The 25331-nt window shown below is 49.1% G+C and carries 22 protein-coding genes and 1 pseudogene; 8 read left to right on the top strand and 15 right to left on the bottom strand.

Annotated elements, in window-relative coordinates; genetic code table 11:
- Positions 1 to 317: 317 nt before the first annotated feature.
- Positions 318 to 707 (bottom strand): annotated as a pseudogene (locus tag PDUR_RS27715) (RNA-guided endonuclease TnpB family protein); the annotation flags it as partial.
- Between the two features lie 82 nt (positions 708 to 789).
- Positions 790 to 1299 carry a MarR family winged helix-turn-helix transcriptional regulator gene (locus tag PDUR_RS02595; RefSeq protein ID WP_042204965.1) on the bottom strand — a complete coding sequence of 170 codons (510 nt, stop codon included), beginning with the start codon at positions 1297 to 1299 and terminating at the stop codon, positions 790 to 792.
- 157 nt (positions 1300 to 1456) lie between these two features.
- Here PDUR_RS02595 and PDUR_RS27020 point away from each other — a divergent pair, with 157 nt between their 5' ends.
- The 4 genes from PDUR_RS27020 to PDUR_RS02575 all read left to right on the top strand — a co-directional run bounded on the left by PDUR_RS27020 (position 1457) and on the right by PDUR_RS02575 (position 4733).
- Positions 1457 to 2215, top strand: coding sequence for a flavodoxin family protein (locus PDUR_RS27020; protein ID WP_052409945.1), 759 nt, complete (start codon positions 1457 to 1459; stop codon positions 2213 to 2215).
- 113 nt (positions 2216 to 2328) lie between these two features.
- On the top strand, positions 2329 to 2715 hold the full coding sequence (locus PDUR_RS02585) for a helix-turn-helix domain-containing protein (RefSeq protein ID WP_042204964.1): 387 nt from the start codon (positions 2329 to 2331) through the stop codon (positions 2713 to 2715).
- Between the two features lie 81 nt (positions 2716 to 2796).
- Entirely contained in the window at positions 2797 to 3999 is a 1203-nt protein-coding gene (locus PDUR_RS02580) for an MFS transporter (protein ID WP_042204963.1), read from the top strand.
- Positions 4000 to 4016: 17 nt separating this feature from the next.
- Positions 4017 to 4733, top strand: coding sequence for an SDR family oxidoreductase (locus tag PDUR_RS02575; protein ID WP_042204962.1), 717 nt, complete (start codon positions 4017 to 4019; stop codon positions 4731 to 4733).
- Between the two features lie 144 nt (positions 4734 to 4877).
- On the opposite strand, the gene PDUR_RS02570 is transcribed toward PDUR_RS02575, so the two are convergent.
- The 7 genes from PDUR_RS02570 to PDUR_RS02540 form a co-directional block, all read right to left on the bottom strand.
- A complete protein-coding gene (locus tag PDUR_RS02570; RefSeq protein WP_042204961.1) occupies positions 4878 to 6461 on the bottom strand; it encodes a response regulator in 1584 nt (527 codons plus the stop codon).
- A gap of 27 nt (positions 6462 to 6488) precedes the next feature.
- Entirely contained in the window at positions 6489 to 8234 is a 1746-nt protein-coding gene (locus PDUR_RS02565; protein ID WP_042204960.1) for a cache domain-containing sensor histidine kinase, read from the bottom strand.
- A gap of 76 nt (positions 8235 to 8310) precedes the next feature.
- Positions 8311 to 9144, bottom strand: coding sequence for a carbohydrate ABC transporter permease (locus tag PDUR_RS02560; protein ID WP_042204958.1), 834 nt, complete (start codon positions 9142 to 9144; stop codon positions 8311 to 8313).
- A 2-nt stretch (positions 9145 to 9146) separates the two neighbouring features.
- Positions 9147 to 10028, bottom strand: coding sequence for a carbohydrate ABC transporter permease (locus PDUR_RS02555; RefSeq protein WP_218918433.1), 882 nt, complete (start codon positions 10026 to 10028; stop codon positions 9147 to 9149).
- Positions 10029 to 10110: 82 nt separating this feature from the next.
- Positions 10111 to 11472, bottom strand: coding sequence for an ABC transporter substrate-binding protein (locus PDUR_RS02550; RefSeq protein ID WP_042204957.1), 1362 nt, complete (start codon positions 11470 to 11472; stop codon positions 10111 to 10113).
- Positions 11473 to 12948 (bottom strand): glycoside hydrolase family 32 protein, encoded by a 1476-nt coding sequence (locus PDUR_RS02545; protein WP_042204956.1) that lies wholly within the window; start codon positions 12946 to 12948, stop codon positions 11473 to 11475. It abuts the gene before it with no gap.
- Positions 12949 to 13142: 194 nt separating this feature from the next.
- Positions 13143 to 14126, bottom strand: coding sequence for an aldo/keto reductase (locus tag PDUR_RS02540; protein ID WP_042204955.1), 984 nt, complete (start codon positions 14124 to 14126; stop codon positions 13143 to 13145).
- A gap of 190 nt (positions 14127 to 14316) precedes the next feature.
- On the opposite strand from PDUR_RS02540, the gene PDUR_RS02535 reads away from it, so the two are divergent.
- The gene (locus PDUR_RS02535) at positions 14317 to 15234 is read left to right on the top strand and encodes an AraC family transcriptional regulator (protein WP_042204954.1); all 918 of its coding nucleotides are present in this window, start codon (positions 14317 to 14319) and stop codon (positions 15232 to 15234) included.
- A 118-nt stretch (positions 15235 to 15352) separates the two neighbouring features.
- Here PDUR_RS02535 and PDUR_RS02530 read toward each other — a convergent pair whose 3' ends face one another.
- Genes PDUR_RS02530 through PDUR_RS02520 form a run of 3 tightly spaced genes read right to left on the bottom strand, consistent with a single transcriptional unit; the run spans position 15353 to position 17873 of the window.
- Complete coding sequence (locus tag PDUR_RS02530; RefSeq protein WP_042204953.1) at positions 15353 to 16525, bottom strand: MFS transporter; 1173 nt, start codon at positions 16523 to 16525, stop codon at positions 15353 to 15355.
- A 22-nt stretch (positions 16526 to 16547) separates the two neighbouring features.
- Positions 16548 to 17531: an aldo/keto reductase gene (locus tag PDUR_RS02525; protein WP_042204952.1), complete on the bottom strand. Its 984-nt coding sequence runs from the start codon at positions 17529 to 17531 to the stop codon at positions 16548 to 16550.
- Between the two features lie 12 nt (positions 17532 to 17543).
- Positions 17544 to 17873, bottom strand: coding sequence for a carboxymuconolactone decarboxylase family protein (locus PDUR_RS02520; RefSeq protein WP_042204951.1), 330 nt, complete (start codon positions 17871 to 17873; stop codon positions 17544 to 17546).
- Between the two features lie 183 nt (positions 17874 to 18056).
- Between PDUR_RS02520 and PDUR_RS02515 the strand changes: the two genes are divergently transcribed.
- The 3 genes from PDUR_RS02515 (at position 18057) to PDUR_RS02505 (ending at position 22272) form a co-directional block, all read left to right on the top strand.
- Entirely contained in the window at positions 18057 to 18602 is a 546-nt protein-coding gene (locus tag PDUR_RS02515; RefSeq protein WP_042204950.1) for a TetR/AcrR family transcriptional regulator, read from the top strand.
- A gap of 132 nt (positions 18603 to 18734) precedes the next feature.
- Positions 18735 to 19775: an NAD(P)-dependent alcohol dehydrogenase gene (locus PDUR_RS02510; protein WP_042204949.1), complete on the top strand. Its 1041-nt coding sequence runs from the start codon at positions 18735 to 18737 to the stop codon at positions 19773 to 19775.
- Between the two features lie 1051 nt (positions 19776 to 20826).
- Positions 20827 to 22272, top strand: coding sequence for a radical SAM/SPASM domain-containing protein (locus PDUR_RS02505; protein WP_081949354.1), 1446 nt, complete (start codon positions 20827 to 20829; stop codon positions 22270 to 22272).
- 78 nt (positions 22273 to 22350) lie between these two features.
- Here the strand turns inward: PDUR_RS02505 and PDUR_RS02500 are convergent, their stop codons facing one another.
- The 3 genes from PDUR_RS02500 to PDUR_RS02490 form a co-directional block, all read right to left on the bottom strand.
- Positions 22351 to 23106 (bottom strand): MurR/RpiR family transcriptional regulator, encoded by a 756-nt coding sequence (locus PDUR_RS02500; protein WP_042204946.1) that lies wholly within the window; start codon positions 23104 to 23106, stop codon positions 22351 to 22353.
- Positions 23107 to 23220: 114 nt separating this feature from the next.
- On the bottom strand, positions 23221 to 24906 hold the full coding sequence (locus PDUR_RS02495) for an alpha-glucosidase (protein ID WP_042204945.1): 1686 nt from the start codon (positions 24904 to 24906) through the stop codon (positions 23221 to 23223).
- A gap of 1 nt (position 24907) precedes the next feature.
- Positions 24908 to 25330 carry a PTS sugar transporter subunit IIA gene (locus tag PDUR_RS02490; RefSeq protein WP_042204944.1) on the bottom strand — a complete coding sequence of 141 codons (423 nt, stop codon included), beginning with the start codon at positions 25328 to 25330 and terminating at the stop codon, positions 24908 to 24910.
- Position 25331: the final 1 nt, after the last annotated feature.

Below are 25331 nucleotides of genomic sequence, written 5' to 3'. Positions count from 1 at the left end.
GCCTTTAGCTTTTTTGTGATTTTTACTATCTAATTTATCTATTTCTTACTTCCGAAAAGCCAATACAATCTAACTCTACAACTTGTTAGAGGGCGATTTTGAACACTCCCACTTAGCTAACACTTGAAGTGGGGGATTCTTGGGTAATCCCTTCTACTGAGGGAAATTCATATCGATATTTTCTCAACGAAAAATCGTATACCAAGCGATCCCTGCGGTTCCCGCAGTTTTCCAAAGGAAAATCTGTACCGATCTTCCCACAGTTTTAAGATTTTTGCCTTGGCAAAATATCTAAAGGAAATGTACTCTTGACGTTTAATACCAAGGCTTTTGATGTTATGTGCGGCATTTTCATCTCGATCATGAAGAGTATGGCACGATGGACATTCCCATTGCCGCATAGACAATTTCTTTGCTTCGGAGTTGATATAGCCGCATACATGACACCTTTGGCTCGTTGGGGCGAACGTGTCAGCCACCTTCACCGTACGTCCATACCATTTCGCTTTATACGAAAGCTGACGTTCAAATTCACTCCAGGACGCATCGGCGATGGATTTGGCCAGCCGGTGATTTTTGAGCATGTTCGCCACTCTCAGATTTTCAATGCTGATCGTTTGGTTTTCACGAATCAGCTTCGTGGTGAGTTGATACAAAAAATCATGGCGGCCGTTGACGATCTTTTCATGGATTCGGGCAACCTTCTGTGTCTACGCCACTTTGGATACCGGTCAGTCCGGTCTTGGCCGAGAGACATAGAAAGATGACTCTTTGTCTATGATAAAAAAATTATTCTTTGATTCCAATTCTTATATGTTTTAAATTTTCTATAAAAGATTTTAAGCTTTCACTTTCCAAAGATCCCAGCAGTCTGCTTAATAAAGCGAAATGCTTTGGACATAGCTCATCCATAAGTTTTACACCCTTTTCAGTTATTTTAATGGTCAGCATTCTCCCATCAGAAGGATGTTTACATCTTTCTACAAGCATATCTTTTTCTAGACCATCTAAAAGTCCACTAATTGTTGCTCTTGTAACATTTAATTTACTGCTTAATTCAGATGGTATTAATTGATGATTCTCCTTGTTATACAAAGTCATAAGTATAGAAAATTTACCATCAGATACCCCATATTTTTGAAATTGACTATCCACTATCTTTAAAATTTCATCTGTAGTTTTAATTAAATATAAACATGCCTGAATAGCATTTATATTTAAAGGGTTGTTTTCATTTGAATATTTTAGCAAATCTTCTTTTTTAGGTATGTCTTTTAAATCGAAATTAAAGTTTCCCATAATATCCTCCACATAAGTATATTGACAAAATTAGTTAGCCGCCTTATTATAATAGTAAATTAATGGTATAATTTTGTCTACATTTTTTTAATCATTTAGTTAGGCGACTTATTATATATCTAAAGATTCTTAAATAGGTGAAAGGAATGATACGGTTATGAAAGTATTAGCAATAAATGCAAGTCATAGGGGAGAAAAAGGATTTACTCAGTTTTTAATCAATCAAATTAAAAGTGGAGTTATTGGTGCAGGATCTGAATTTGAAACAATAGTTCTTAATAAATATAAAATTAATCAATGTTTAGGTTGTGAATTGTGCCACACAGAAAAAAGTTACTTGAAGTGTATTTATGAAGATAAAGATGAGATGAAAGGTATTTTGGAGAAGATTTCTAAGTCAGATATTATTATATATGCCACACCTATTCATGTTTTCAATATGTCGGGATTAATGAAAAACTTTATTGACAGGTTTAACTCTACAGGGGATATAAGCAAGGTTACTGTATCTAAAAAGGGAATATTTTTTCATCATATAAATGCCGATATTTGCTCAAAACCGTTTGTCTTATTGACTAGTTGTGGAAATATTGAGAATGAAACATCCAAAAGTTTAATATCCTATTTTAAAACTTATTCTAGATTTATGGATGCACCACTGGTTGGTATCCTTGTAAGAAAGTCCAGCTTTTTACTAAGAAGTATGGATGAAAAATCCGTTCCTAAAAAGGCTATAATCCTCAATGCATTTCGTCAGGCTGGAAGAGATTTAGCTACAAAAGGCACGATCAGTAAAAAAAGCAAAAAGTATGCTGAATTAAATATTCTGCAAATCCCTGTTTTAATAAAAATTTTAATAAAGATAAGACCTCTAAAGTCAACACTTGTTAAAAGCGGATTGATTAAATTAAAGTGAGTACTCGGGGTGAAGGGAACATTAGTGTTATCAAGTAACGTAAATACGTTTGACATCTGCCGCCCTGTTCATTATACTTACCATAACGTTAACGTAATGGTTGGAGGGTGCAAATGGAATCCAAAATGTTGATCGGAGAACTGGCTCGAAGAGCCGGGGTGACGCCCCGGACCATTCGCCACTATCAAGAGCTCGGATTGCTGGGGAATGTCGAGCAGGAAAGCAACGGATATCACTATTACTCGGATGAATCGCTGCAGCGGCTGAACAAAATCGACGTTTTGAAAAAACTCGGTCTCAGTCTGGAGGAAATTCAATCCGTTATCGGTCTGTACTTTGAAGAGCCGTCCATGATTAAAGGCAAGCAGAAGGTTCTCGAGATTCTATCGAAGCATCTGGAGGAAACCGACAAAAAGATGGAGGCTCTGGATCAGTTCAGGCAAGAGATCCTGAGCAACATGGCCCAGATACAGCTTATGATTGACGAACTGTCAAATTAAGCGGCGTCCGATCCGTGTTTTTATCCCCAAACCATTACGTTAACGTAACTGTTATTGTTGGAAAAGGAGGTTTAATGTCTAATGATTGAAATGAGTAAATCTCGCCTCGCTTATACGGCGGCGCTGTTAACCGTGTCAGGGATTGCTATCGTTTCGCTGCTTTACGTGATGATTCCGCTGACGCCATACGTGATCTCGGAATTTTCCGTAAGCCCGATTCATGCGGTCTGGGCGAGCAGCATCTTCAGCATGGCTTTTGCCCTGGGGAATTTGTTCTTCGGCACTTTGTCCGACAGAGTGCCGAAGAAGCGATTGATTCTCACCGGTCTCATTCTGCTTGTCATATGCACTTTGTCCGTAGAGTTGGCCTCTTCCTTTACCCCGTTCCTCGTGCTGCGGGCGGCACAAGGCTTTCTTGCCGCTTCGTTTCCTCCGGTCGCGCTCGCTTATGTCAGTGAAGTCATCCCCCCGGCGCAGCGTCCCAGTGTGATTTCTTACCTGAGCTGCGGATTTTTGCTTGCCGGAGTAGCCGGGCAAATCTTCTCCGCCGAAGTGGCGGCAAGCTGGGGAATGAAAGCGGTGTTCGCCAGTTTAAGCGTCATCTACGTCATTTTGATCGTCATCTCCTTGCGGCTGCCGAAAGACCTCCCGAATGCCGAACGGCCCGCGAATGGCCCCGGCGTGTTCGAAGCATTCCGCGCTTTGGTCCGGATTCCGGCGCTGCTTGTCGCTTATGGGGCGGCAGTAACGATTTTAATGAGCTTTGTCGCCATGTTCTTCGGGTTGAACGAATTTGCGGTGCAGCAGCTGCATCTGTCTCCCGATCGTATTCTTTGGCTCAGACTAATCAGCATGATCGGAATGGTAGCCGCATTGTTTTGCGGTTCCTGGATTCGCCGCTTCGGGCCTGTTCGAGTCCTCGTGGCGGGCTTTCTTACCGCTGCGGCCGGATTGGCCGGGGAAGCGGCGCTGTCCGGCGTCAATATGGCGCTGTTTATCGCCGCGACGGTTGTCTTTGTCGCGGGAATCGCAGCGGCCGTTCCGTCGATCATTTCCCGGATCGGCCTGCTGGGCTCGGCCGCACGCGGCATGGCTCTGGCGCTCTACGGATTTTTCGTCTTCGTTGGCGCAAGTCTGGGACCCATCCTGGCCGCTGCGCTGATGCCCTTCGGATTCGCCGCTTTATGCGGGACGCTGTCCGTCATTATGCTTGCGGCGGCCGTTTCCGCGTGGAGCGCCAAACCATCGGCGAACGATGAACGTCTGAATGCAGTAAATTCTTAAGGAGGAGATGAATCGAAATGCAGGGACAACGCATGGTTGTAATCGGAGGCAGCTCCGGAATCGGTTTGGCGGCAGCGAAGCAAGCGGCGGAGCTTGGAGCGGAGGTTATCATGGCCAGTCGTTCCGAGGAACGGCTTAAGCACGCGGCCGCAAGCCTGGAGGGAAAGGTGTGGACAAGGGCGCTCGATATGCGGAGTGAGGACGATCTCCGCTCGTTTTTTGCGGAAATCGGGAATTTCGATCACCTGGTTATTACGGCCGGGGAAGTGAAGCACGGATTGGGTAAGGTTCTGGACATAGATGCGGCAAGCGCCAGAGAACAGTTTGAGAGCCGCTTTTGGGGACCCTACCTCGCCATTCGTTACGGCGCGCCCGCTATCCGGGAAACCGGATCGATTACACTGACGAGCGGAGTGTTTGGCGATAAGGCGGTTCCGGGAGCGGCGGTGCCGTCCGCCGTGCATGGCGCTCTGGAGAATTTGGGCCGGGTGCTGGCCACCGAGCTTGCTCCGGTAAGAGTGAACGTCGTCTCCCCCGGTTATGTCGATACGCCTATGCATGACGGAATGCCCCCGGAGCAAAAGAAAGCCTGGTTTGAACAAACCGCAGCCACCCTGCCGGTACGACGCATTGCTTCGGCGGACGACATTGCGGGCGCGATCCTGTTCTTGATGCAAAATACGTATACGACCGGGATTACGCTGACCGTGGACGGAGGAGCCAGATTCGTCTGAAAGCCGGAGCACTATTGCCGGCAGGGCTGGCCACCTTCAACCAATCAGAATACAAGCCTGCAGACCGCGTCCGCTTGATTAGCGAACGGAGGCCGCAGGCCTTTTTTCGGTCCTTAAGAAGCCTTCTTAAGTGTTGATATGAATTCATGACGAACAGCTTTCTTCAATTTTGATCATATGATCTTCTCTATATTGGCCGGGGCTTACGCCCACATGCTTCTTGAACACTTGGCAGAAATACCGCTGGTTATCATATCCGACGTTCTGCGAGATTTTGGAGATTTTGAAGCTGCTCTCCCTCAGCATCCGTTTCGCCTGCTGAATGCGCAGCAGCGTGACGTATTCGAGTATCGTCTGCCCGGTCGATTTGGAATACAGGTGGCTTACATAGGAAGCGTTAAGGTCGAACCGCTCCGCCAATTGGTCGAGCTGGATATTTTCATGATAGTGGGATTCCAGATAAGTCTTGATTTCTTGAACCACCTTTTCTTTTAAAGAAGTCTTCGTCACGTTCAAAAAAAACTGCACACCCTGCGCGCAATCGTGGCACTGCTTCTGCAACGACGCCCAATCCGGCGCTTCCAGCAGCCCTTCGATCAGCAGCGAACGGTCTTCGATCACGCTCCCGATCTTGATTCCATAATCCCGCTCAACCAGATCGAGCAGCCGATTCACCCACTGGATGCCGGTCTTCTTCAGGAAAACGGGAGCCATCCATCGCCTTCTCCCCCACTCCGTCCAGCATTCGAGCAGCTCTTCAAACGGTTTCTGTTCGTAACGGGTAAAAGATTCGATCCGCTCAGACCATTCGGAGAGCCATCTTTCGGAAGCGCGGGCGATCTCCGGCCAAGCGTTGCCGTCCGTTACCGGAACGCCAAAGAACAGCCCCATCTGACAGGCCTGATCCGCCGCCAAAAAAGAGCGATGCGCATCCATGATTCCGCTTACAACCGGGCCGATTCCAAACGACAAGGCCAGATTGTCCGAGGCCGGGGAGCCGTCATCCGAAAACGCCGCTGCCGCAGCCATCAGAATTTCCGATAATGACTCGGACTCTTCCATAGCCGCCATGCATAACAAGATGATTTTCTGCTGCTCATAGAGCAGTTCCACTTCGATTCCTTGATTCGCCAAAAAACCAAGAAGCGCATCCGTAACACCGCTGCTCTTCATCCGTTCGAGCCAGAGCGCCGCCGGGCTTCCGATCACGATGGCCGCAAACTGGCCATACCGTTCGTACGGCACCCTATCGAACGACGGACGTTTGGCATGAACGATAAGATCGGTAAACACCGCCCGGTCCAACGCTTTGGCAATCCGCAGCTCCGGGCGGTTTCCCGCCGGGTCCCTTTTACGTTCCAGACGCTCAATCGCTCTTAGGACGGTCCGGGACACTTCCTCAAGCTCGGCCGGCTTGATCAGATAATCCACCGCCTCCAGCTCAATCGCTTCTTTGGCGTATTCAAACTCGGAATATCCGCTCACGATAATGCATTCAGCTTGGCAGCCTTTCTCCTTCAAGGCGCGGATCAGCTCCAGCCCGCTCATCCCGGGCATACGAATATCCGTCAGGATAACGTCCGGGTCGGACTCCAGAATCCGCTCCAGCGCCTGCTTGCCGTTGTTGGCCGTTCCCGCAATCCGCACCCCGGATGCGTTCCAGTCGATCATGGTTGATAGCGTTTCCACCACAAGCTGTTCATCATCCACAATAAATAGCTTATACATGACCTGTTCCCCCTTCATAGCCAGATGTTAATCGATGATGCCGATCTCAAGGGTAACTTTGGTTCCCGTGCCCGGAACGCTGTCTATGCGAATCCCGCGGTCTTGGCCGTAATGCAGTTGGATTCTCTCCTGTATATTCCTTAAAGCATATCCCCTTGGCCGCGAACCCGCACCCGCGGCATCAAACCCGACTCCGTCATCCTCGACCTCGAATACCAGCGTTTCCCCTTCCCTCCGGCCCCGAATGGCGATGTTCCCTTTGTCCTCTTTTAGCTCGATGCCATGAAAGATCGCGTTCTCCACCAGCGGCTGGATCAGGAGCTTCAGCATGCGGATTCGCTCGATTCCCGGTTCGAGGTCGATAGCCACCTCAAATTTTCCGTTGTAGCGGACATTTTGAATCTCCAGATAATTTTTCACCTGATCGATTTCATTGCCGACAGTCGTAATATAATCCCCGTTGTTGAGGCTCAATTTAAAAAAATTGGAAAGAGACATCACCATTTTGGAAATGTTTTTGGCCCCGATTCGCTCCGCCATCAGATAGATGGAATTCAGCGTATTGTACAGGAAATGAGGGTTGATCTGACTCTGCAGCGCATGCAGCTCCGCCTCCTTCTCCTTCAGCTTGGCTTCGATCAGCTTATCCGACAATTCGCTGTTGGTGCGGAAGGTCCGCAGGAATTGGTTGCCGATCTTCCCGATTTCATCCTTCTCCTCAAAGAGGATGCCTTCGATTCCCTCCCGTTTGGCCGCCTTTCGGGCGACGGAAGAGAGTAGGGTCAGCTGCTTGGTGATCCGTTTGGAGATCAGATACGAACCATAGGCGGCGAGCAGAAAAGCCACGAGCGTCAAGGTGAGCGTAACATTGCGAATCAGGACGACTTCCGAATTGATGTTGGAATAGGGAATCATGCTGACCACCTTCCACCTTGTCCCCGGATTCGTATCGAAGGTAACGACATACCGTTCTCCATTGATTGTATCAATGCGGGTGCCCCGTTCAGGAAGATCATAGAGCAGGTTCAGTTCCTTTTGCGGAATCTGCTGTAAATCGGCGGTCCGGGAGTTGTAAAAGATCACTTGATTCTGATCCAAAATCATCAGCTGCCCGTTCTCCGCATTCGTAATGTCCTTGAACATTTCGTCGAAGACCCGTCTGTCGATCGAAATAATCAGTACGCCAATCGGTTCGAGCGTATCCAGGTTGTTTAACCGTTTGCCGTACAGCAGCAAATCCGGGCTATTTTTGACGAGACGGACCTCATCGCTGTTCAGCCACAACCCCCGGCCGCCCAAGTCGCCCACCTGCTGGTACCATTTTGACCGGGAGACCGCCTGGTAGATATGATCGTAAGTGAAGCGGTCCCACTGGTTCGTGATGATCAGTTCCCTTTGCTCACTGCCGACATACACGTAACGGATATACGATTTGTTGTTGGAAATATTGACGATCAGGTTCCGGGTGTCATTCTGGAGGTCGTAGATTTTTTTGAAATCGTGCTTGTCATAAGAAAGGAAGTTCTGAACATCGCGGGAAGACAGCATCAGCTTCGAAATGGTCTCAACGTCGTTGACGAAAGTCTGGATATTCCAGTTGATGGAGCCGAGCAAATTGGAGGTGGTGTCGGACACCTTGTTCTCAGCCACTTTGCTCAAATAGACAAAGGTCAAGGAGGCAATCAGGACAAGCGGCAGCAGGGAACAGCCTATGGACAAAATGATGATTTTGCTCCGAATGCTGATCGACAGGAACGGCCGGGTTATTTTCATGAAAAAGTCCCTCTGTCCGAAGAAAAGTATAATACCTGTACTTTCAGTATACCTTTGCCTGGGGGCAGACGGTAGATCAACCTTTGGTTGCTCCCGCGGTCATGCCGGAAATCACGCTTTTGTTAAAAATGAAGTAGACCAGCATGGTCGGGATGGTCGTGATGCTGATTGCCGCGTAAGTCGCTCCCCAATCCGTCAAGCCGTACTGGCCGATGTAATCCATCAGACCAACCGGAAGGGTCCGCGAGCTCAGGTCGTGAATGAACGTATTGGCGAAAATAAACTCATTCCAGATGAAAATCAGATTCATGACGACAACCGTGACGATCGTATTGCGCGACAGCGGGAAAATCATTCGCCAGAACACCTGGTAAATCCCGCAGCCGTCCATGACGGCGGCCTCCATAATCTCGTTCGAGATGTATTTGTAGAAGCTGACGAACAAATAGATCGAGATCGGCAGCGCAAATCCTACCTGGGGCAAAATGAGGGAAGTGAGCGTGTTGATAATCCCCGTTTTATTATACAGAATGAACAGCGGGATAAGCACGACCTGGATCGGGATCATGATGCCGCACAGGAACAGGAACAGCACGCTTTGAGTCCATTTAAAACGCATCTTCTCAATCACGAAAGCGGCCATGGCGCTGAACAGAATCACCAGAGCGATGGTCGTCACGGCGACGATGAGGCTGTTGGAAAAATAAGTGCCCAAATTCCCTTTGCGCCATACGCTGAGATAATTTTCGAAGGTGAACTTGCTGGGCAGGCTGAGCGGATTACTGCTTGAAAAATCGGTGGGCGCCTTGAAACTGGAGATGAACACCCATACGAGCGGATACACTTGAATGATAAGCAAAGCGAAAGAAATGATCGCAAGAATCGCCTTGGAATAGCGGGAATAGTTCATTGTCAGGTCTCCTTACTCTCCATCATCCGTCTGATAAAGGCGACGGCAATGAGGCTTTCTATGACGATAAATACGGCCATCGCGCTGCCGTAGCCGAAGTCCAGACTGGAGAAAGCAGTTTTGTACATATAAGTCGGCAGCAGCTCCGTCACCCGGCCCGGTCCCCCGTTCGTCATGAGATACGGGATATCGAACCCTTTTAGCGCGCCGGTAGTAGCCATAATGATCGAAACCGTCAGCACCGGCTTGATCAGCGGCATTTTAATCGACCAGAACAGGTCCCAGGAAGAAGCCCCGTCAATTCTCGCCGCCTCCTCGATATCGGAAGGGATGGACAGCAGCGCGGTATACAAAATGATCATATATAGGCCGATATAGCGCCAGCCTTCGGGTACCGATACGGCGCCAAGCGCCCACTTCAGGTCGGACAGCCAGGGCTTGCTCCACGCTCCCAAACCGAGCTGCTGCAGAATAAAGTTCAACATGCCGACCGGCTCGAATGAGTATACGCTTGTGAACAGCTGCGCTATGGCTACCGAAGTGATAATCGCGGGGGCGAAGTACAGCGTTTTAAATAATTCCCTGCCTTTGGTGATGCTGGTCAGCAGTATGGCAACCACCAAACCGAGAAACACCTGCATGGCCACAATAATGAAAACATAGATCAGGTTGTTGCCGAATGCCTTCCAGAATGTCTTGTCGCCGCCAAACATTTTGGTGTAATTATCGAGCCCGATATAGACCATGTCGGAAACCCCATCCCAGGAAAAAAAGCTGAAGTACATCGACCAAAGGATGGGAGCCAGAACGGTGAACACATACACCAGCAATGCCGGCAGCAGGAAGACGAGAACGGCTTTGCGATTGCGGAGGATTTTATCCATACCCTGCTCATTCCCCATTTATTATTTTTGTGCTGCATGCCCGGCCAACCGAAGGTACGGCTGGCCGGCTGCTTTAGCGCGGTTATTTAAAATATTTCGGTGCGTTCTCTTTAATCGCCTGATCCATGAGGTCGGCAAAATCATCCGGTGTATGCGCTCCGAGCGCCAAGGCATTCAGCTCGTTGCCGAGCAGTTCATTGGTGGCTGGGTCGAGGCGTGTATCCCACGGGACGGCGAAGACGCTTCCCGATTTTGCGATTTCATCCTGGATTTTATAGAACACCTCCGGCATTCCTTGCGCCTGATCCAGCGAATAGTTGAAAGGCGAGAACTGGCCTTTTTTCGTATAGGCTTCCGGGTATTTCTCCAGGAGGAATTTGACGAATTCCTTCATCGTATCGTCGAAGGTCTCCTGGTTGAACGCAACGCCGATACCCGAGTTGATGAAATAATCGTTCTCCGCTGTCTTGGCACCATCCATCATGGGAAGGCGGAAAAATCCGATATTGTCCTTCATATCCGCGCTTAATTTATCGTTGGCGAAATTCATCGTTTCCCATGAGCCCATGTAATAGATTCCGGTCTTGCCTGCGAGGAACAAGTCGCGCGCCGCCGTGTAATCCGTTGATGAGAAGCCCTGCTGGAAGTACCCTTTGGTGCCGAGCTCGTGAACGAGTTTAATGCCTGCCATGCCCGCCGGGTCCTTGAAGGAGGCCTTGCCCTGCTTGACGTTCTCGATAAAATCATTCCCGGTCATGCGGAAAGGCTCGAACGCCAGGTATCGGAGCACCGGCCATTTGTCCTTGCCGTCGACGGCAATCGGCGTAATCCCGTTTTGCTTGAGCGTCTCGGCAACCTTAAGGAACTCGTCAAACGTCTTCGGCGGTTCAAGGCCGAGATCCTTAAACATCTTGATGTTGTACCAAAATACTTCAATCCCGTATTCAATCGGGAGCGTGTACATGCTGCCGTCCGCGAACTGCTGATATTGCAGGGCAACCGGACGGAACGCGTCGTATTTTCCAAGGTCCTGCAGCAGCTTCTTCATATCCACGAGCTTGCCTTTCTCCACCAGCTTGGAAGCATAGGCGTCGGGATCGGTGTCGAACATGGCGGGCATCTCGTTGCTCGCGATCAATGTCCGCAGCTTCTGCAAATAGGACGGGCGATCGCCCGTACCTTCCAGAACCAGCTCGAATTCCGGATGTGTCTTGGAGAACTCGTCGGCAATTTCCTTCACGGTAACAGCCGGAGGGCTGTCTACGCCCCGGGCCACGAACCATTTGTAGGTTTTCTTTTCCGCTTTCTGCCCCGAGTTTGCGGAAGTTCCTGAACCATTTTCCGCAGTGCTGCCCGTATTGCTGCTGCCTCCGCAAGCGCTTACCAATGCTGTTACAACGACAAGCGATAACGTTAGAACCAGCCATTTGACGTATCGTTTCATCTATTTGACCTCCTGTTCGCTTGGAACGGATAAAGCTGCCTGTTCGAATTGCACCCGGCCTTCCTGGACAAAGCAGCCCCAGTCTCCAGTTTTCAGATTATAAAGGCGTGTCGTCATGGCGACCCGGTCGGCCAAGTACACGACGCATACGGAATTCTCCACCACGATCCGGATATCATAAACCGTATCCGCTTGCAATTCAATCGGCACTTCCAGTTCGACCGCGTGGGGGCGGTCACCGTCGATATGCCATTGCGCTTCGCCCTTCACCCGCCGGGGCCACATGTCGAAGACGAGCCGGTTATGAAGCGGTTCAAGGCGAACGTAGTAGGCTTCATCCAGGTCTTCGCTGGCCCGGAGCATGATGCCACAGCTTCTCGTCCCTTCGGAGAAGGATAGCCGGGCTGAAATCATGCACGTTTCTGGCATGGAGCCGGCCGCAATGCACGAGAAGGTTTCGTCAGCCGCCGCAGAGATGCTTTCCCCGGACACCTTCCACTCCCCGAGCCGTGAGCCCCACTCCGCAGCCTGCCTGTTTGCAAAATGCCGGGATACGGTCTCCGGTATGCGCACCGTTAACGTTCCGTCCGGTTCCTGAATGACCTCATGCACAACCAGATTGCCGGCCCACTGCCAATCCCCGTAATCGTCCTCGTTCTCCTTGCTGGGGTCCCAGCCAAACGCGTACCGCCGGTTTCCGTCGCTCCATGTCTTCGCGGCATAGAACGCTCTGGCGTCAAACGCGTCGTTCCTTGGCGCCGTCCAAGGCCCGCTGAGCGATTTGCTCATGCGGTAATGGGTGACGAACCGGTCCGAGAACGTGGAGTATACCAGATACCACCATTCCCCGATCCGGAACAAGTCCGGGCATTCGTGGGTCACGTACATTTTCGGGTCCCAGAACGGCTTGCGGATTTCCCATTGCTTAAGATCCTTGGAAGCGCACAATGCGATGCTCCCCCGGCGCCGGGACGGGCCTTCCTTATTCCTTGCGGCGAGCAGCATCCAGTATTCTTCCGCCTCTTCGTTCCAGAACACGAAGGGATCGCGCCAGTCATGCCTTTCATATTGAATCCCGTCCGAGTAGAAGGTATCCTCGGGAATTTTTCGCCACGATTCCATATCCCTGCTCACGGCGTGCATAACGCATTGGAGCGGCTCTCCGTCCTCCGTGAAGTCCGGGTACGGATTCAGGCCCGTGTAGAACAGATGAAATTCGCCTTCGGCTTCAATGATCGAGCCAGTGTAACAGTTCAAGTCTTGCTCGCTGACGCTTCCATGCTTCAGCATTTCGCCTTTTTCCTCGTAGTGCACGAAATCGCTTGTGCGGAGCTCGAACCAGGAGGTTCCCTCTCCGTGAATATTCTTGTTCTCCCTCCAATCATGGAGATAGAACAACCGGAATGTACCGTTTTTGTAAAAGGGAATGAGATCTCCCACCCAAGCCCCCTCCGGCTTGTAAAACAGGTTCGACATGGTATGCGGCCCCTTTCTTGTATCTTAACTTGATTATAGAAGGGTTTGAAAGCGCTTTAAATTCTAAGTTCTTTGTCAGATGTTCAATATTTTTGGGTTCCCGTTAAAAAAATAACCCCAAGATCAATAATGACCTTGGGGCGGCAAGCCTCTCTGAATTGAAATTAACTAAGGCAACGTAAATAGCGCTTGCCCTAGCTGAGATTCCCCGTCACCGGATGAGGCACATAAGGCTCCTCTAGGCTCGCCATTTCATCAGCATCCAGCTTCACCGAAAGCGCTGCAACGGCGTCCTCCAGATGATGGGGCTTAGTTGCGCCAATGATCGGGGCGGTTACCGGCTCCTTTTGTAGAACCCATGCAAGGGCAACCTGCGCGCGCGGAATGCCCCGTTTGGCGGCAATTTCAGCTACTTTCTCAACAATCTTGCGATCGGCATCGGCCATTTTCGAATAAAATGCTTGTCCGGCCGCGTCCTTCTCCGAACGGGCGGTCTGTTCCTCCCAATCCCGGGTTAGCTTGCCTCTGGCAAGCGGACTCCACGGAATAACGCCGATTCCCTCTTCAAGGCAAAGCGGCAGCATTTCCCGCTCTTCTTCCCGATACAATAAATTGTAGAAATTCTGCATGGAGACAAACTTGGTCCATCCGTTGCGTTCAGCAGTATGCTGGGCTTTCAGGAACTGCCAGGCGTACATGGAAGACGCTCCGATATATCTGGCCTTCCCTGCTTTCACGACGTCATGGAGCGCCTCCATTGTCTCTTCAATAGGCGTAGTGTTATCGAAGCGGTGAATTTGGTACAAATCGACGTAATCCGTACCCAGCCGTTTCAGGCTGTTATCGATTTCGGTCATGATCGCTTTACGGGAAAGTCCCGCGCCGTTGGGACCCGGACGCATGCGGAAAAATACCTTTGTCGCGATGACTACCTCATCCCGGCGGGTATATTCCTTCAGGGCGCGTCCGACAAATTCTTCGCTTGTTCCATCGGAGTACACATTCGCCGTATCGAAGAAGTTAATCCCGAGCTCCAGCGCCCTTTTAATGAAGGGTCGGCTCTCCTCTTCATTCAGCGACCAGGGAGCCATTCCGCGTTCGGGCACCCCATAACTCATGCAGCCAAGACAAATTTTCGAGACTTCCAGACCAGTACGGCCAAGTTTGACATAATCCATAAATGGCACAACTCCTTTGTTGGTATAGGCCTCATTCCGCCAAGGCAGGGCATACCCTTATTATCCAATAAATAAAAAAGGGCCGTTATCCCATTCGTCTCAAATGCTTGCCTAATCCTCTCATTCCCATTAACGCCACCGGCGCAGATGCTTTATAATTGAGCAAGAGAACACCAACAAGGAGGAGCCTATGTCTGAGGAAATGCGAGACCAGAGGGATGAACTCGTCAAACGGATCGAACGTCATACCGGCCGGGACGGAGCTCACAAGACCGCAATTCCCTCTTTATATTTTTTCCACAACTCTAATTTGACCAAGCCGGCCCACAGAGTGTACAACCCTTCCCTGTGCTTCATCGCTCAAGGTTTAAAAGAAGTACTGCTGGCACAGGAGCGGTTCGAATACGGTCCGGCAAACTACCTGATTTCATCCATGAATCTGCCGGTGACCAGCCAGGTCATCAAAGCTTCTCCCCTCATTCCGTATTTGAGCTTCAGGCTTGAATTTACGCAGAGTCAGATTCTGGAGGTTATCAATGACTCCGACATTCAAATCGCTTCGAAAGAAAATGCCAAGCGGGCATTGTTTGTCGGTAAGATAGAGCGTTCAATACTGGATGCGATACTCCGGTTAACCCGTCTGCTGGACGATCCGAAAGACATTCCGTTCCTTGCTCCCATTTACACCAAAGAAATTCTATACAGGCTTCTGCAAGGGCCGTATGGCGCGACGCTCGCCCAAATCGCCATGGAAGGAAGCAGCACGTACCGAATCCGGGACGCAATCGAGCAAATTATTAATAACTGTAACAAGCTTTTGCGCATTGAAAAGCTTGCCGAAACAGCCAATATGAGTACTTCTACGTTTCACCGGCACTTCAAAGAGGTCACCGCGATGAGCCCGATTCAGTTTCAAAAACAGCTGCGCTTGCAGAAAGCCCGGCGCCTTCTGCTATCCGAGTCGGCGGACGCCGCCGAGGTCGCCTTCCGGGTAGGCTACGAAAGCGCATCCCAATTCAGCCGGGAATATGCCCGTATGTTCGGCGCTCCTCCCAGAGCAGACATCAAGCGTCTGAAGGAAAAATATGACCACGTGCTAGACGCATGACCCTCCTACCAGTAAGGGCAAATTCGTCCTCCACAACATTTGGATATAAAAAAACTGCCCCAAATGAATGGAACTCATTTGGGGCAATAACCAGTAACAGCACGGGAAAATCCCCCCATCACTTCATCGCTATACTATTGCTGGACGAACGCGCAAAGCTAAACGAGACCGCCGCAATACAGACAGCAACCGCGACGGATGCAGCCCCGATCCAGCTGACCGCCGGCATCGATGCGCTTCTCACGGCAATTCCCCCGATTCCGGCGGCTGCGGCAATGCTGAGCTGCAAGATGGAACCGTACAAGCTGAGCATGATTCCCGATGCCTCCGGAGCGAGCAAGACCAGATTATACTGCATACCTGGGCCGGATGACCAAGCCGAGAAAGCCCACAGCATCAAGAGCGGAATGGCAACAGAGGCTGATCCGGCTATTGTAGACAGCAGCACAAGAGCGATGACATGGATAACCATGCCGCCCACAAGCGTCCGGGGGATACCGATCCGGTCCGTCAGGAATCCGCCGAACTTGGAGCCTATCAACGTAGCGATACCGAAGGCAAAGAGCGTAGCACTCACTTCTCGTTCGCTCATTCGTGGAACGGTTAACAGGAAGGGGGCGATATATGAAAAAAGCACGGCATATCCTAATTGCCAGAAGAATATTACACCAAGGCCAATTACGATTTTCGGATTCTTCATAAGAGCGAGCTGCTTGCCCAGAGGGACGGCCTCCTCGCCATTTGTGGCCGGGAGCATTCGAGCCACAGTGAAGATGGCCAGCAGGCTGAGAATACCGATCCCCCAGAAGATGACCTTCCAATCGTAAGCGGCGGCCACAACACGGCCAATGGGAACGCCAGCAATGAGGGCGGCACTGGCCCCCGTTATAACGGTGGCAATCGCCCCGGCCCGGCGTTCAGGCGGCGCCAGCTTTGACGCGAGCGTCTTGGCGATGGTGGCAAAAACCCCACTTCCTATAGCAAGCAGAACGCGAGAGAAGATGAGAAAACCGAAGCCGGGAAGGACGACTGTCAAAACGCTGCCGAGCGCAATGACGCCCAGAGAAAGCATTAATAGCTTACGCCGATCCATTTTCGCCATCGCCATCATCACAACAGGCGTGCCGATCGCGTTGGCAATCGCGAATACCGTGATCAGCTGTCCTGCCGACGATACCGAAATATGGGCGGAGGCCGCTACTTTGTCCAAAATGCCTGCAATGATGAACTCCGATGTAGCAGTCATGAAGGTAATGAAGGCCAGCAAGTAAATTTTCCAGGTGTTGTTCATATTTTGTTCTCCACTGTTGGGGTTAGGTCCAAATCGGCAGCAGTGTTTCACCGCGATCCGTCGCGGGTGCAGGAGTAACCGAAAGCGAAGAGATTTCATCGCGCCATTCCGGAGTCATGTCCACATCGGCCGCAGCGAGCGAATCCTCAAGCTGCTCCAGGTTCCTTGCTCCGATAATCGGCGCCGTTACCACAGGATGCGACAACGCCCAGGCGACGGCCAGCGTTGAGGGCTTTATACCACGCTCCGCAGCATAGGCATTAAACCGGTCGGCTATGGCAAAATTCATTTCATCCGCGTAGCGGTCCGTATATCTCTTCTCTTCAACGAGCCGCCCTTGCTCCGGCCGTTTGTTCACTCCATATTTGCCCGTAAGAAGCCCGGCTCCGAGCGGGCTGTAGGAAATCACGCCCAAATGTTCCGAAGCGGCGAGCGGCAAAATTTCGACCTCGGCTTGACGTTTGACCAGGTTATACATCGGCTGAATCAACTCAAAACGGGCAAGCTGCTCTTTTGCGGATATCCCCAGTGCCTTGGCAATTTGCCAAGCTGCCCAGTTGCTTACCGCCGGATAGAGAATTTTGCCCTGTGCCTGAAGGTCGTCAAGCGCGCGGAGCGTTTCTTCCATCGGAGTCTTCTCATCGAACATATGCACAAAGTAAAAATCGATGCGGTCCGTCTTCAACCGCCGCAGGCTATTTTCAACTTCAAGCAGGATATGACGGCGGGAGAGTCCACCTGCATTGATATCTTTTCCCATAGGATAGAACACTTTGGTGCTCAGTACAATTTCATCCCGGCAATCCGCGATACACTCTCCCAGGATTTCTTCAGAACGCCCCCCGCTATAAACGTTCGCCGTGTCAAAAAAGTTAATCCCGGCTTCCCGGCAGCGCTTGAACATGGCTTTGGACGTTTCTTCATCCGCGTTGCCGCCAAAAGACATTGTACCGAAACATAAATTCGAGACTTGAATCCCCGTTTTTCCTACTGTACGGTATTTCATGATAAAACCTCCCTACTTCCCTTTTGAGAACACTTCTTTGGCAACCATAATAGCTGACATGGCTTTTGGCCACCCCGCGTAAAAAGCAAGATGAATGATGACTTCTTTAAGCTCTTCTTCCGATAGCCCGTTCTCCCTGGCTTTGTTCAAATGAAATCCCAGTTGTTCCGTGTTCCCGCCAGCGATCAGGCTGGCTACGGTAATCAGGCTGCGGTCGCGCGGAGCCAGCTCCTTGCGTTCCCATACATCGCCAAACAGAACATTGTCGGTAAGCTCCACGAGTTTCGGGGCAAAATCTCCGATCGCTTTTTGTGCACCTGTAAGTTCTTTTTCTTTTGACATTTGCTATCCCTTCTTCTCATTAGTTTTCTGATATAATGATTATTGATACATTAATGGACACTCGTCTATAATTATAAATGGATACAGAATATCTTCAATTGTTAATCGAGCGCAATTTGTTCATTACTGAACAGATACTCGACAGGTGTAAATTATTTTTTAAGAAAGAATGGTGGCCCTCCAATGTCCAAAGTGGATCGAAGAATACTCAAAACGCAAGAAGCGTTAAAAAAGGCTGTAATTGAATTGATGTCCGAAAAGAATTTTGATGACATTACGATACAGGATCTTTCCGACAGGGCGAACGTGAGCCGCGGAACCATATATCTTCATTACATGGATAAATTTGATCTGCTGGATAAGCTGATTGAAGAACATATTGACGAGCTGCGGAAGCTGTGCGAATCGGCATGTCAATTGGATTTTATCGAGGCGACGCTGATCTTCTGCGAATACTTCGAAAGCCATTATTCATTCTTTTCGCTGATGTTGGCAAGCAAAGGGGCTCCTTATTTCCGCAATCGGTTCCTTAACTTTCTTATTGAGGAGTTCCGGAAAGAAGTGGACATAAACGGAGGAAAAAACCAGGGGTTAAATGAAGAGCTCATCGTCAGGTTCGTTGCGTCGGCTTACGTCGGGGTGGTGGAATGGTGGTTCATGAATGATAAACCTTTCCCGCATGATGTCTTGGCCAGACAACTGGGGGCTTTATTAGATAGAAATGTATAATCTGTTCATTAATGAACAAATACGGCGGATTTAACAATTGCATGCTGTATGGATACGTTTATAATACTAAACAGGTGTGCATTAAAGTATCCATGTTTTTTATCTTCAAGAGAAAAGGAGTAGAGAACAAACATGTGCCAAACTCGAGTTTTAAGTGTCTCCAGCGCCAAAGCGCCATTCGAAAAAACCACGATTGAGCGGAGAGCATTACGGCCGCATGACGTCCTGATCGATATTCAATTTAGTGGAATTTGCCACTCTGACATCCACAGCGCATTCGATGAATGGGGCGGCGGAATTTTTCCCATGGTTCCCGGTCACGAAATCGCCGGTATTGTATCGGCCGTAGGAACAGAAGTTACCAAATTTGTGGTTGGCGATCGCGTTGGCGTCGGCTGCTTTGTTGACTCCTGCGGAGAGTGCGAATACTGCCTTAAGGGTGAGGAGCAATATTGTACGAAAGGCTTTGTCGCCACCTACAACTCCCTGGACTATGACGGCAATCCGACATACGGCGGATACAGCCAAAAAATAGTAGTAACAGAACGATTCGTTGTCCGGATTCCGGACAGTCTGGAGCTAAATGTGGCAAGCCCGCTGCTGTGCGCAGGCATCACGACATACTCTCCTTTGAAGCATTGGAACGCCGGCCCAGGCAAAAAAGTTGCTATTGTGGGAGTGGGGGGCCTTGGCCACCTGGCGATCCAATATGCGCATGCCATGGGTGCTGAAGTCACCGTCCTGAGCCGGTCTATCGGTAAAAAAGAGGAAGCCCTGAGCTTTGGCGCCGATCATTATTTTGCAACCAGCGATCCCGCTACATTCACAACATTGGCCAGTCAATTCGATCTCATCTTAAATACCGTGTCTGCAAATCTTGACGTTGATGCGTATTTATCGCTGCTTCGCATCGATGGAACGCTTGTCAATGTCGGTGCGCCGGCCGAACCGGATAAGTACCAGGTCTTTTCCCTGATCATGGGCCGCCGCAGCATCGCAGGTTCACTCGTTGGCGGAATCCGGGAAACGCAAGAGATGCTCGATTTCTCCGCGGAGCACGGCATTGCCCCCAAAATCGAGGTGATTCGCGCGGACCAGGTAGACGAAGCGTATCAGCGCGTCCTCCGCAGCGATGTGCGTTATCGGTTTGTTATTGACGTGTCCACCTTGTAATTTTGCTCTGATGAAAGATGGGTTAGCCCGCTTAGGCGGGTTGACCCATCTTTTTTTCTGGAATCCTGCCCTCGGGTGGTACTTACAGCCACTATGCTTAACAACGAAACGACCCGTGATTACATTTCCTTGTTGCCCTTACCTTACAAATGAACGATTTGTTCAGCAGAGAAAAATATGCGCATTTGCCAAGGACTATTTAGAGGCCGGAGGAAGGCAAAAAACTTATGAAACCGGAGATCAGAAAACCTGAAATTCTGCATCTTTTGGTCGACTAAGAACACCTCTTGTATAATACGCCTGCGAAAATGCAGGTTTGTTCCCATTCAGCCTCAAATTCAGTCAGCACAGCCTCAAATCCCTGTATAATTGCAGGTTTTCTTTGAGAAAAAACGTTTTTGATCGAAAAAAGCTGCACTTTAGCTGTTTTGCAATGATGCTGAACTAAAATCATAATCAACCTGACCTGTCCCTTGATGTTAGAACGATTGCCCTAATTCCTAACTTGGTTTGATGGAGGAATGCCAAGGACTATTTCAGAGGGCAGCGGAATACCTGAGTTTTCTTTTTCCAGAAAAAGGGTATGAAAATCCCGCTTATGTGAAAAAATATACAATATAGCTAAAGACGAGGTGAAAGTGATGAGTGAATTACAGGAACTCAAGGCTCTTCTGTGCGAATGCGGTCTCTCCAAGCGTCAGTTTCTAAAAGAACTGGTTGATGCTGCCACGGACAATAGGGCAATGTGCGGACAGTGTGACGCAGGGTGTATCAATTGTCAAACGGGCTGCAATAATGGACCTACAGCACAGTGACGCGCTGGTTTAAGGACTTCAAATCATTGAGGATGAGGTGACACTAATGAATACGTTAAATGAAATCAGGGCTCTTCTTGCCGGAACAGGTCTCTCGAAGCGTGAGCTTTTAAGAGAGCTTATTATCGATGCTGTATCGGAGGATGAGGAGGATATCGCAAGATGTACAATGGGATGTTCCATGCGCTGTACGTCATGTTCCCCAGGATGCTCCAACGGAGGAGTAGCTAAATGAAATGGGGGTTATAGTTATGGGACTTCTTCTAAGCCCCGAGGTGAAGCTGCGGCCTGACGGGGGAAGGTCAATCTTGTTTACCGCGAATCCGGGGGATAGCTCGCAGGAAGTGTTTAAATTTCTCTACCCGCAGCAGGCTGTCATCCTCTCCTTATTCGACGGAAAACGGGACCTGACTGCCGTTCGTGAAGCCGTGGCCTATCTCTTCGATCTGGATATGGAAGCTGCCTCCCGGCAAGTGGATGCCCTGCTGGCCATTCAGGTAAATGACGAACAGACCATGGAATCCTTGATCATCGAAGCTTCAGATATCAACCCGGATCAGGCACGGATATACGATCCCAAGGCTTTTATCGTTCCCGAAGAGATGATTGATATGGATGATACCCGGTGCAAGATGCCCTACACCTTGCTGGTGCTTCCGACCATGCGTTGTGTAACCAATTGCAGGTATTGCTATGCTGATCGTGAGGGTTTTCAAGGAAAGCAGGAATTGGATTTAACCCTGTACCGCCGCCTGTTGAAAGAGGCCCGTGATTGCGGTATCGAAACCGTCGAGTTCTCGGGGGGAGATTTTTTTTGCCGGGAGGATGCTCTGGATTTCATTGAAAGCACTCTGTCTGCAGGTCTGTATCTCAATATCCCCACGAAATATCCTTTATCCAGAAGTATGGCCCAGCAGCTCAAGGCAACTGGACTATCCACCATCCAGGTTAGTATTGACGGTCTTGACCCGGCAATTATTGACCAGCTTATGGGTCGTACCGGCTATGGGGAGAAAATACTGCAAACCCTCGATTATCTGGGTGAAGTGGGAATCAAGGTCCGGACCAACACAGTGCTGACCCCGGTTAACATCAAGAATGCCGTATCCCTTGCGCGGTATTTGATGGACAAGCCTTATGTGCTGAGGAGCAATTTTACTTGCTACGGACGTTCCTTGTATCGCCATGACGACAGCCTGTTCTGTTCGCCGGAGGATATAGAGATTTTCGAGAAAAAATTCAGCAAGATTAAAGAGGAATTTCCGGACAGAGTAAATTTCAGCGGCGCCAATGATAATCCCTACGCCGGAGAGGAATCGGTAAGGAAGAACAACTTTTGGGAAAGAGCTTATTGTACGGCTAACCGGCGCGGTGTTGTTGTGCTGCCTGACGGGAAGGTAACCATCTGCGAAGAGCTGTACAATCACGAACATTTCATTATCGGCGATTTAACGAAACAGACGTTGCTGGAAGTGTGGAATTCGCCAAAAGCCCTGGAGCTTGCTTACCCGGATCAGTCAGCGGTTTCCAATGGACCTTGCCGAGATTGCTCTGATTTCCAGCAGTGTCATGAAGGTCTCGGAAGATGTGTCAGGGAAGCTCTTAAAGCTTATGGATTGGATCAGCACTATGCTCCAGATCCCCGTTGTCCCCGAGCGCCTGTGGGCAGCCGTTTGGCGTAAAATCTAAAAGCCCTTGATTCGTCACTCATGCAGGTGAATCAAGGGCCCCCTTCTGTCCTAACATGTTCTGCAAGATGATTATTCATCAAAGAGAATAAACTCACGATATTTTCGTGCAATGACATCCAGTATCACTTCTAACCCAATCAACGAATGAACCCCTTGCTTTTGATAACTCGGCAATGGGGTTGCTTCATAAAAGAACGAATAGTCAGCATGCCCGCTTAAAAAGTTACTGCCAAATTTCGTAATAGCTGCAATCGTTACATTTTTTATTTTTAACTCCCGAACGACATCCTTTATCATTTCGGTTTCGCCGCTGAACGAAGTAAGTATAACCAAATCCTCTTCCGTTATAATCGAGCTGTTAATTGCCAAATTTGTCTCGCCTGAAATCAATATATTTTGACGATTCGCAATCATTAAATCCTTGGAAAATTCCTTTGTGAAATTATTCTGTGAGAAACCGGTGGCGTATAAAAAGACCATTCGGGCAGCTTTCAGCTTCTCCAGAAAGGGCTGAAAATTCGTTTGCTCGATATATCGGAAAATCCGGTCCAAATCCTGTTTTAATAATAGAGTCAAATCACTGGGCTCTAGTGAGGATAGGGTCATGTCCGACCTGAGAGCATACTTTAATTCTGAAAATCCATGATATCCCAGCTTTTTGGCCAAGCGAAGCACCGAACTTTTCGAACTAAGCAATGCCTCGCCTAATTCGACAATATTCATGCTTATGACATCTTGGGGCCGATTGGTTATGAATCTTACCATTTCTTTTTCAGAGTCGGTCAAATCGTCATAATTTATCTTTACACGCAAGTCAAAATCCATATAGCTGCTCCCCGTTATGTAATATTACTAAGTAATCATTTATTCAAATAGTATACTGCAAAAAAAGACTAGTGAGAGGAGATGCTCTACTAGTCTAATCCTATTGTCAGTTCTTTATGCTTCAATATAATAAATTACCGCTTCATACGGGCGAAGCTCCAGATTGCCCAGCTCTTTCCGGGTATCCGGATAATTGGATAGCAACAGTCTGCCGGATGAGCGCTTCAGCTCCTCAGGCAATTTATAATTGACTTTGCTCTCGGAGAAGGAACAGATGACGACTAGCTTCTGCTCTGCCAGGGTACGCGTATACCCGTAGACAGCGGAATCGCCCGGATTGATCAGTTCATACACTCCGTCAACCACGACCGGCAGCTCTTTCCGAAGACGAATTAATTCTTTGTAATGGTAGTACACCGAGTTTGGATCTGCCAAACAATCCTCCACATTGATCCAATCATTATCCGGGCTGAAATCAATCCATGGTGTTCCGTTTGTAAATCCATACTTTTCCTTTCCATTCCACGGCATCGGTGTGCGCGCATTATCACGGGATTTCAAGAAAATGGACTCTTTAATGTACGCTTCCAGAAGTCCTCTTTCCTCAAATTCTTTCTTCACACCATAGGTCTCAATATCCTTATACTGATCTGAAGAAGCGAAGCGGACATTGCGCATTCCCAGCTCTTCTCCCTGATAAATATAAGGCGTGCCTTTCATCATATGAAGGAGGGTTCCTAGCATTTTTGCGGATTCTACCCGATAGTTCGTGTCGTTCCCAAAACGGGTAACCGCACGCGGCTGATCATGATTGCTCCAATAAAGGGAGTTCCACCCCCTGCCTTCCAGTTTGTCCTGCCACTCTGTCATGACGTCTCGCAAATCGCTCAGCTTAAAACGGATGTCCGAGAACTTTCCGTAAGGTCCGTAGTCCAGGTGCATGTGATCGAAATGGAAGACCATATTCAATTCTTCCCGTTCCGGGTCTGTGTATAAAATCGCTTGGTCACTATTGGTATTGGCTGTCTCGCCCACGGTCAAAATGTTATATTTGCTCAATACCTCTTGATTCATTTCATGGAGAAATTCGTGAACTCGCGGCCCGTTAGAGGCACCGATATAATAAGATTTGGTATAGATCGCGTCATCCGGTGCATCCGGCCAATCCTGACGTTTACTAATCAAACTGATTACATCCATCCGGAAACCGTCGATTCCCGTCTCGAACCAGAACTTCATCATATCATAAATCGTTTCACGAACTTTGGGATTCTCCCAGTTCAAATCCGGCTGTTCTTTAGCAAACAGATGCAGATAATATTGTCCGCGGCTTTTGGCATACTCCCAGGCCGGACCGCCAAAGGTCGAGCCCCAATTCGTGGGCGGGCTTCCATCTTCCTTGGGATCTTTCCAAATATAAAAGTCTGAAAACTCATTGTCCCGCGATTCACAGGACTTCTTAAACCATTCATGCTGATCGCTTGTATGATTAACTACCAGGTCCATAATAATCTTGATATCCAAGCGATGCGCTTGATCCAACAGTCGTTTAAAATCATCCATCGTTCCATATTCGGGATTGACGCTGTAATAATCGGAGATGTCATACCCATTATCCACCAGCGGTGATTGATAAATCGGATTCAACCAGATCACGCTGATGCCCAAATCCGCCAAATACGGGAGCTTTTCAATTATTCCGTTTAAATCGCCTATACCGCTTCCGGTTGTATCTTTAAAACTTTGCGGATAAACCTGGTAAACGACACCTTTTTTCCACCAATCTTTTTCGTTCGCCATATTATTCATCTTCTTCATCATCTTTCGGCATATTGGCAACGAAGTCATTCACATATACTAACTGCTGCCTTGCTTCATTCACGGCATTAAGAATTTGATCCGCTGTTAAATATTCATCCTCCGGCTGCACCAGTACCGCAATGATAACCGGCAAATTTATTCCTGCTATGATATGAAAATGCGGACGGCTTAAATACGCTGCAAATGCCTGATTCACCGATCCCCCGAGCAGGTCCGTGAACACCACTACTTCATCATCTTCTCCTACATCCTCCAGCAATCCCTTGACTTCCTCCTTAACCGGTGTGTTGGTCAGATATGCTGAAAGGGCATGAACATTACCGATACCTTTAGTGATATAATTCAAAGTTTCTTTTACGCCTTCCGCCATTCGATCGTGGCTGGCTATGATAATTTTTCGCATA

Source organism: Paenibacillus durus, assembly GCF_000756615.1.
Lineage (GTDB): Bacteria > Bacillota > Bacilli > Paenibacillales > Paenibacillaceae > Paenibacillus_AQ > Paenibacillus_AQ durus.
The sequence above is the reverse complement of the archived record's forward strand: the minus strand, read 5'-3'. Positions and strand labels throughout refer to the sequence as shown.

Coding starts and splice junctions, on each gene's coding strand:
- PDUR_RS02575 (WP_042204962.1), top strand. CDS start 4,017: ATGCAGGGACAACGCATGGTTGTAATCGGAGGCAGCTCCGGAATCGGT.
- PDUR_RS02555 (WP_218918433.1), bottom strand. CDS start 10,028: ATGGATAAAATCCTCCGCAATCGCAAAGCCGTTCTCGTCTTCCTGCTG.
- PDUR_RS02525 (WP_042204952.1), bottom strand. CDS start 17,531: ATGAAATACCGTACAGTAGGAAAAACGGGGATTCAAGTCTCGAATTTA.
- PDUR_RS02495 (WP_042204945.1), bottom strand. CDS start 24,906: ATGGCGAACGAAAAAGATTGGTGGAAAAAAGGTGTCGTTTACCAGGTT.
- PDUR_RS02595 (WP_042204965.1), bottom strand. CDS start 1,299: ATGGGAAACTTTAATTTCGATTTAAAAGACATACCTAAAAAAGAAGAT.
- PDUR_RS02520 (WP_042204951.1), bottom strand. CDS start 17,873: ATGTCAAAAGAAAAAGAACTTACAGGTGCACAAAAAGCGATCGGAGAT.
- PDUR_RS02550 (WP_042204957.1), bottom strand. CDS start 11,472: ATGAAACGATACGTCAAATGGCTGGTTCTAACGTTATCGCTTGTCGTT.
- PDUR_RS02490 (WP_042204944.1), bottom strand. CDS start 25,330: ATGCGAAAAATTATCATAGCCAGCCACGATCGAATGGCGGAAGGCGTA.
- PDUR_RS02545 (WP_042204956.1), bottom strand. CDS start 12,948: ATGTCGAACCTGTTTTACAAGCCGGAGGGGGCTTGGGTGGGAGATCTC.
- PDUR_RS02585 (WP_042204964.1), top strand. CDS start 2,329: ATGGAATCCAAAATGTTGATCGGAGAACTGGCTCGAAGAGCCGGGGTG.
- PDUR_RS02565 (WP_042204960.1), bottom strand. CDS start 8,234: ATGAAAATAACCCGGCCGTTCCTGTCGATCAGCATTCGGAGCAAAATC.
- PDUR_RS02505 (WP_081949354.1), top strand. CDS start 20,827: ATGGGGGTTATAGTTATGGGACTTCTTCTAAGCCCCGAGGTGAAGCTG.
- PDUR_RS02580 (WP_042204963.1), top strand. CDS start 2,797: ATGATTGAAATGAGTAAATCTCGCCTCGCTTATACGGCGGCGCTGTTA.
- PDUR_RS02515 (WP_042204950.1), top strand. CDS start 18,057: ATGTCCAAAGTGGATCGAAGAATACTCAAAACGCAAGAAGCGTTAAAA.
- PDUR_RS27020 (WP_052409945.1), top strand. CDS start 1,457: ATGAAAGTATTAGCAATAAATGCAAGTCATAGGGGAGAAAAAGGATTT.
- PDUR_RS02540 (WP_042204955.1), bottom strand. CDS start 14,126: ATGGATTATGTCAAACTTGGCCGTACTGGTCTGGAAGTCTCGAAAATT.
- PDUR_RS02500 (WP_042204946.1), bottom strand. CDS start 23,106: ATGGATTTTGACTTGCGTGTAAAGATAAATTATGACGATTTGACCGAC.
- PDUR_RS02510 (WP_042204949.1), top strand. CDS start 18,735: ATGTGCCAAACTCGAGTTTTAAGTGTCTCCAGCGCCAAAGCGCCATTC.
- PDUR_RS02535 (WP_042204954.1), top strand. CDS start 14,317: ATGTCTGAGGAAATGCGAGACCAGAGGGATGAACTCGTCAAACGGATC.
- PDUR_RS02530 (WP_042204953.1), bottom strand. CDS start 16,525: ATGAACAACACCTGGAAAATTTACTTGCTGGCCTTCATTACCTTCATG.
- PDUR_RS02560 (WP_042204958.1), bottom strand. CDS start 9,144: ATGAACTATTCCCGCTATTCCAAGGCGATTCTTGCGATCATTTCTTTC.
- PDUR_RS02570 (WP_042204961.1), bottom strand. CDS start 6,461: ATGTATAAGCTATTTATTGTGGATGATGAACAGCTTGTGGTGGAAACG.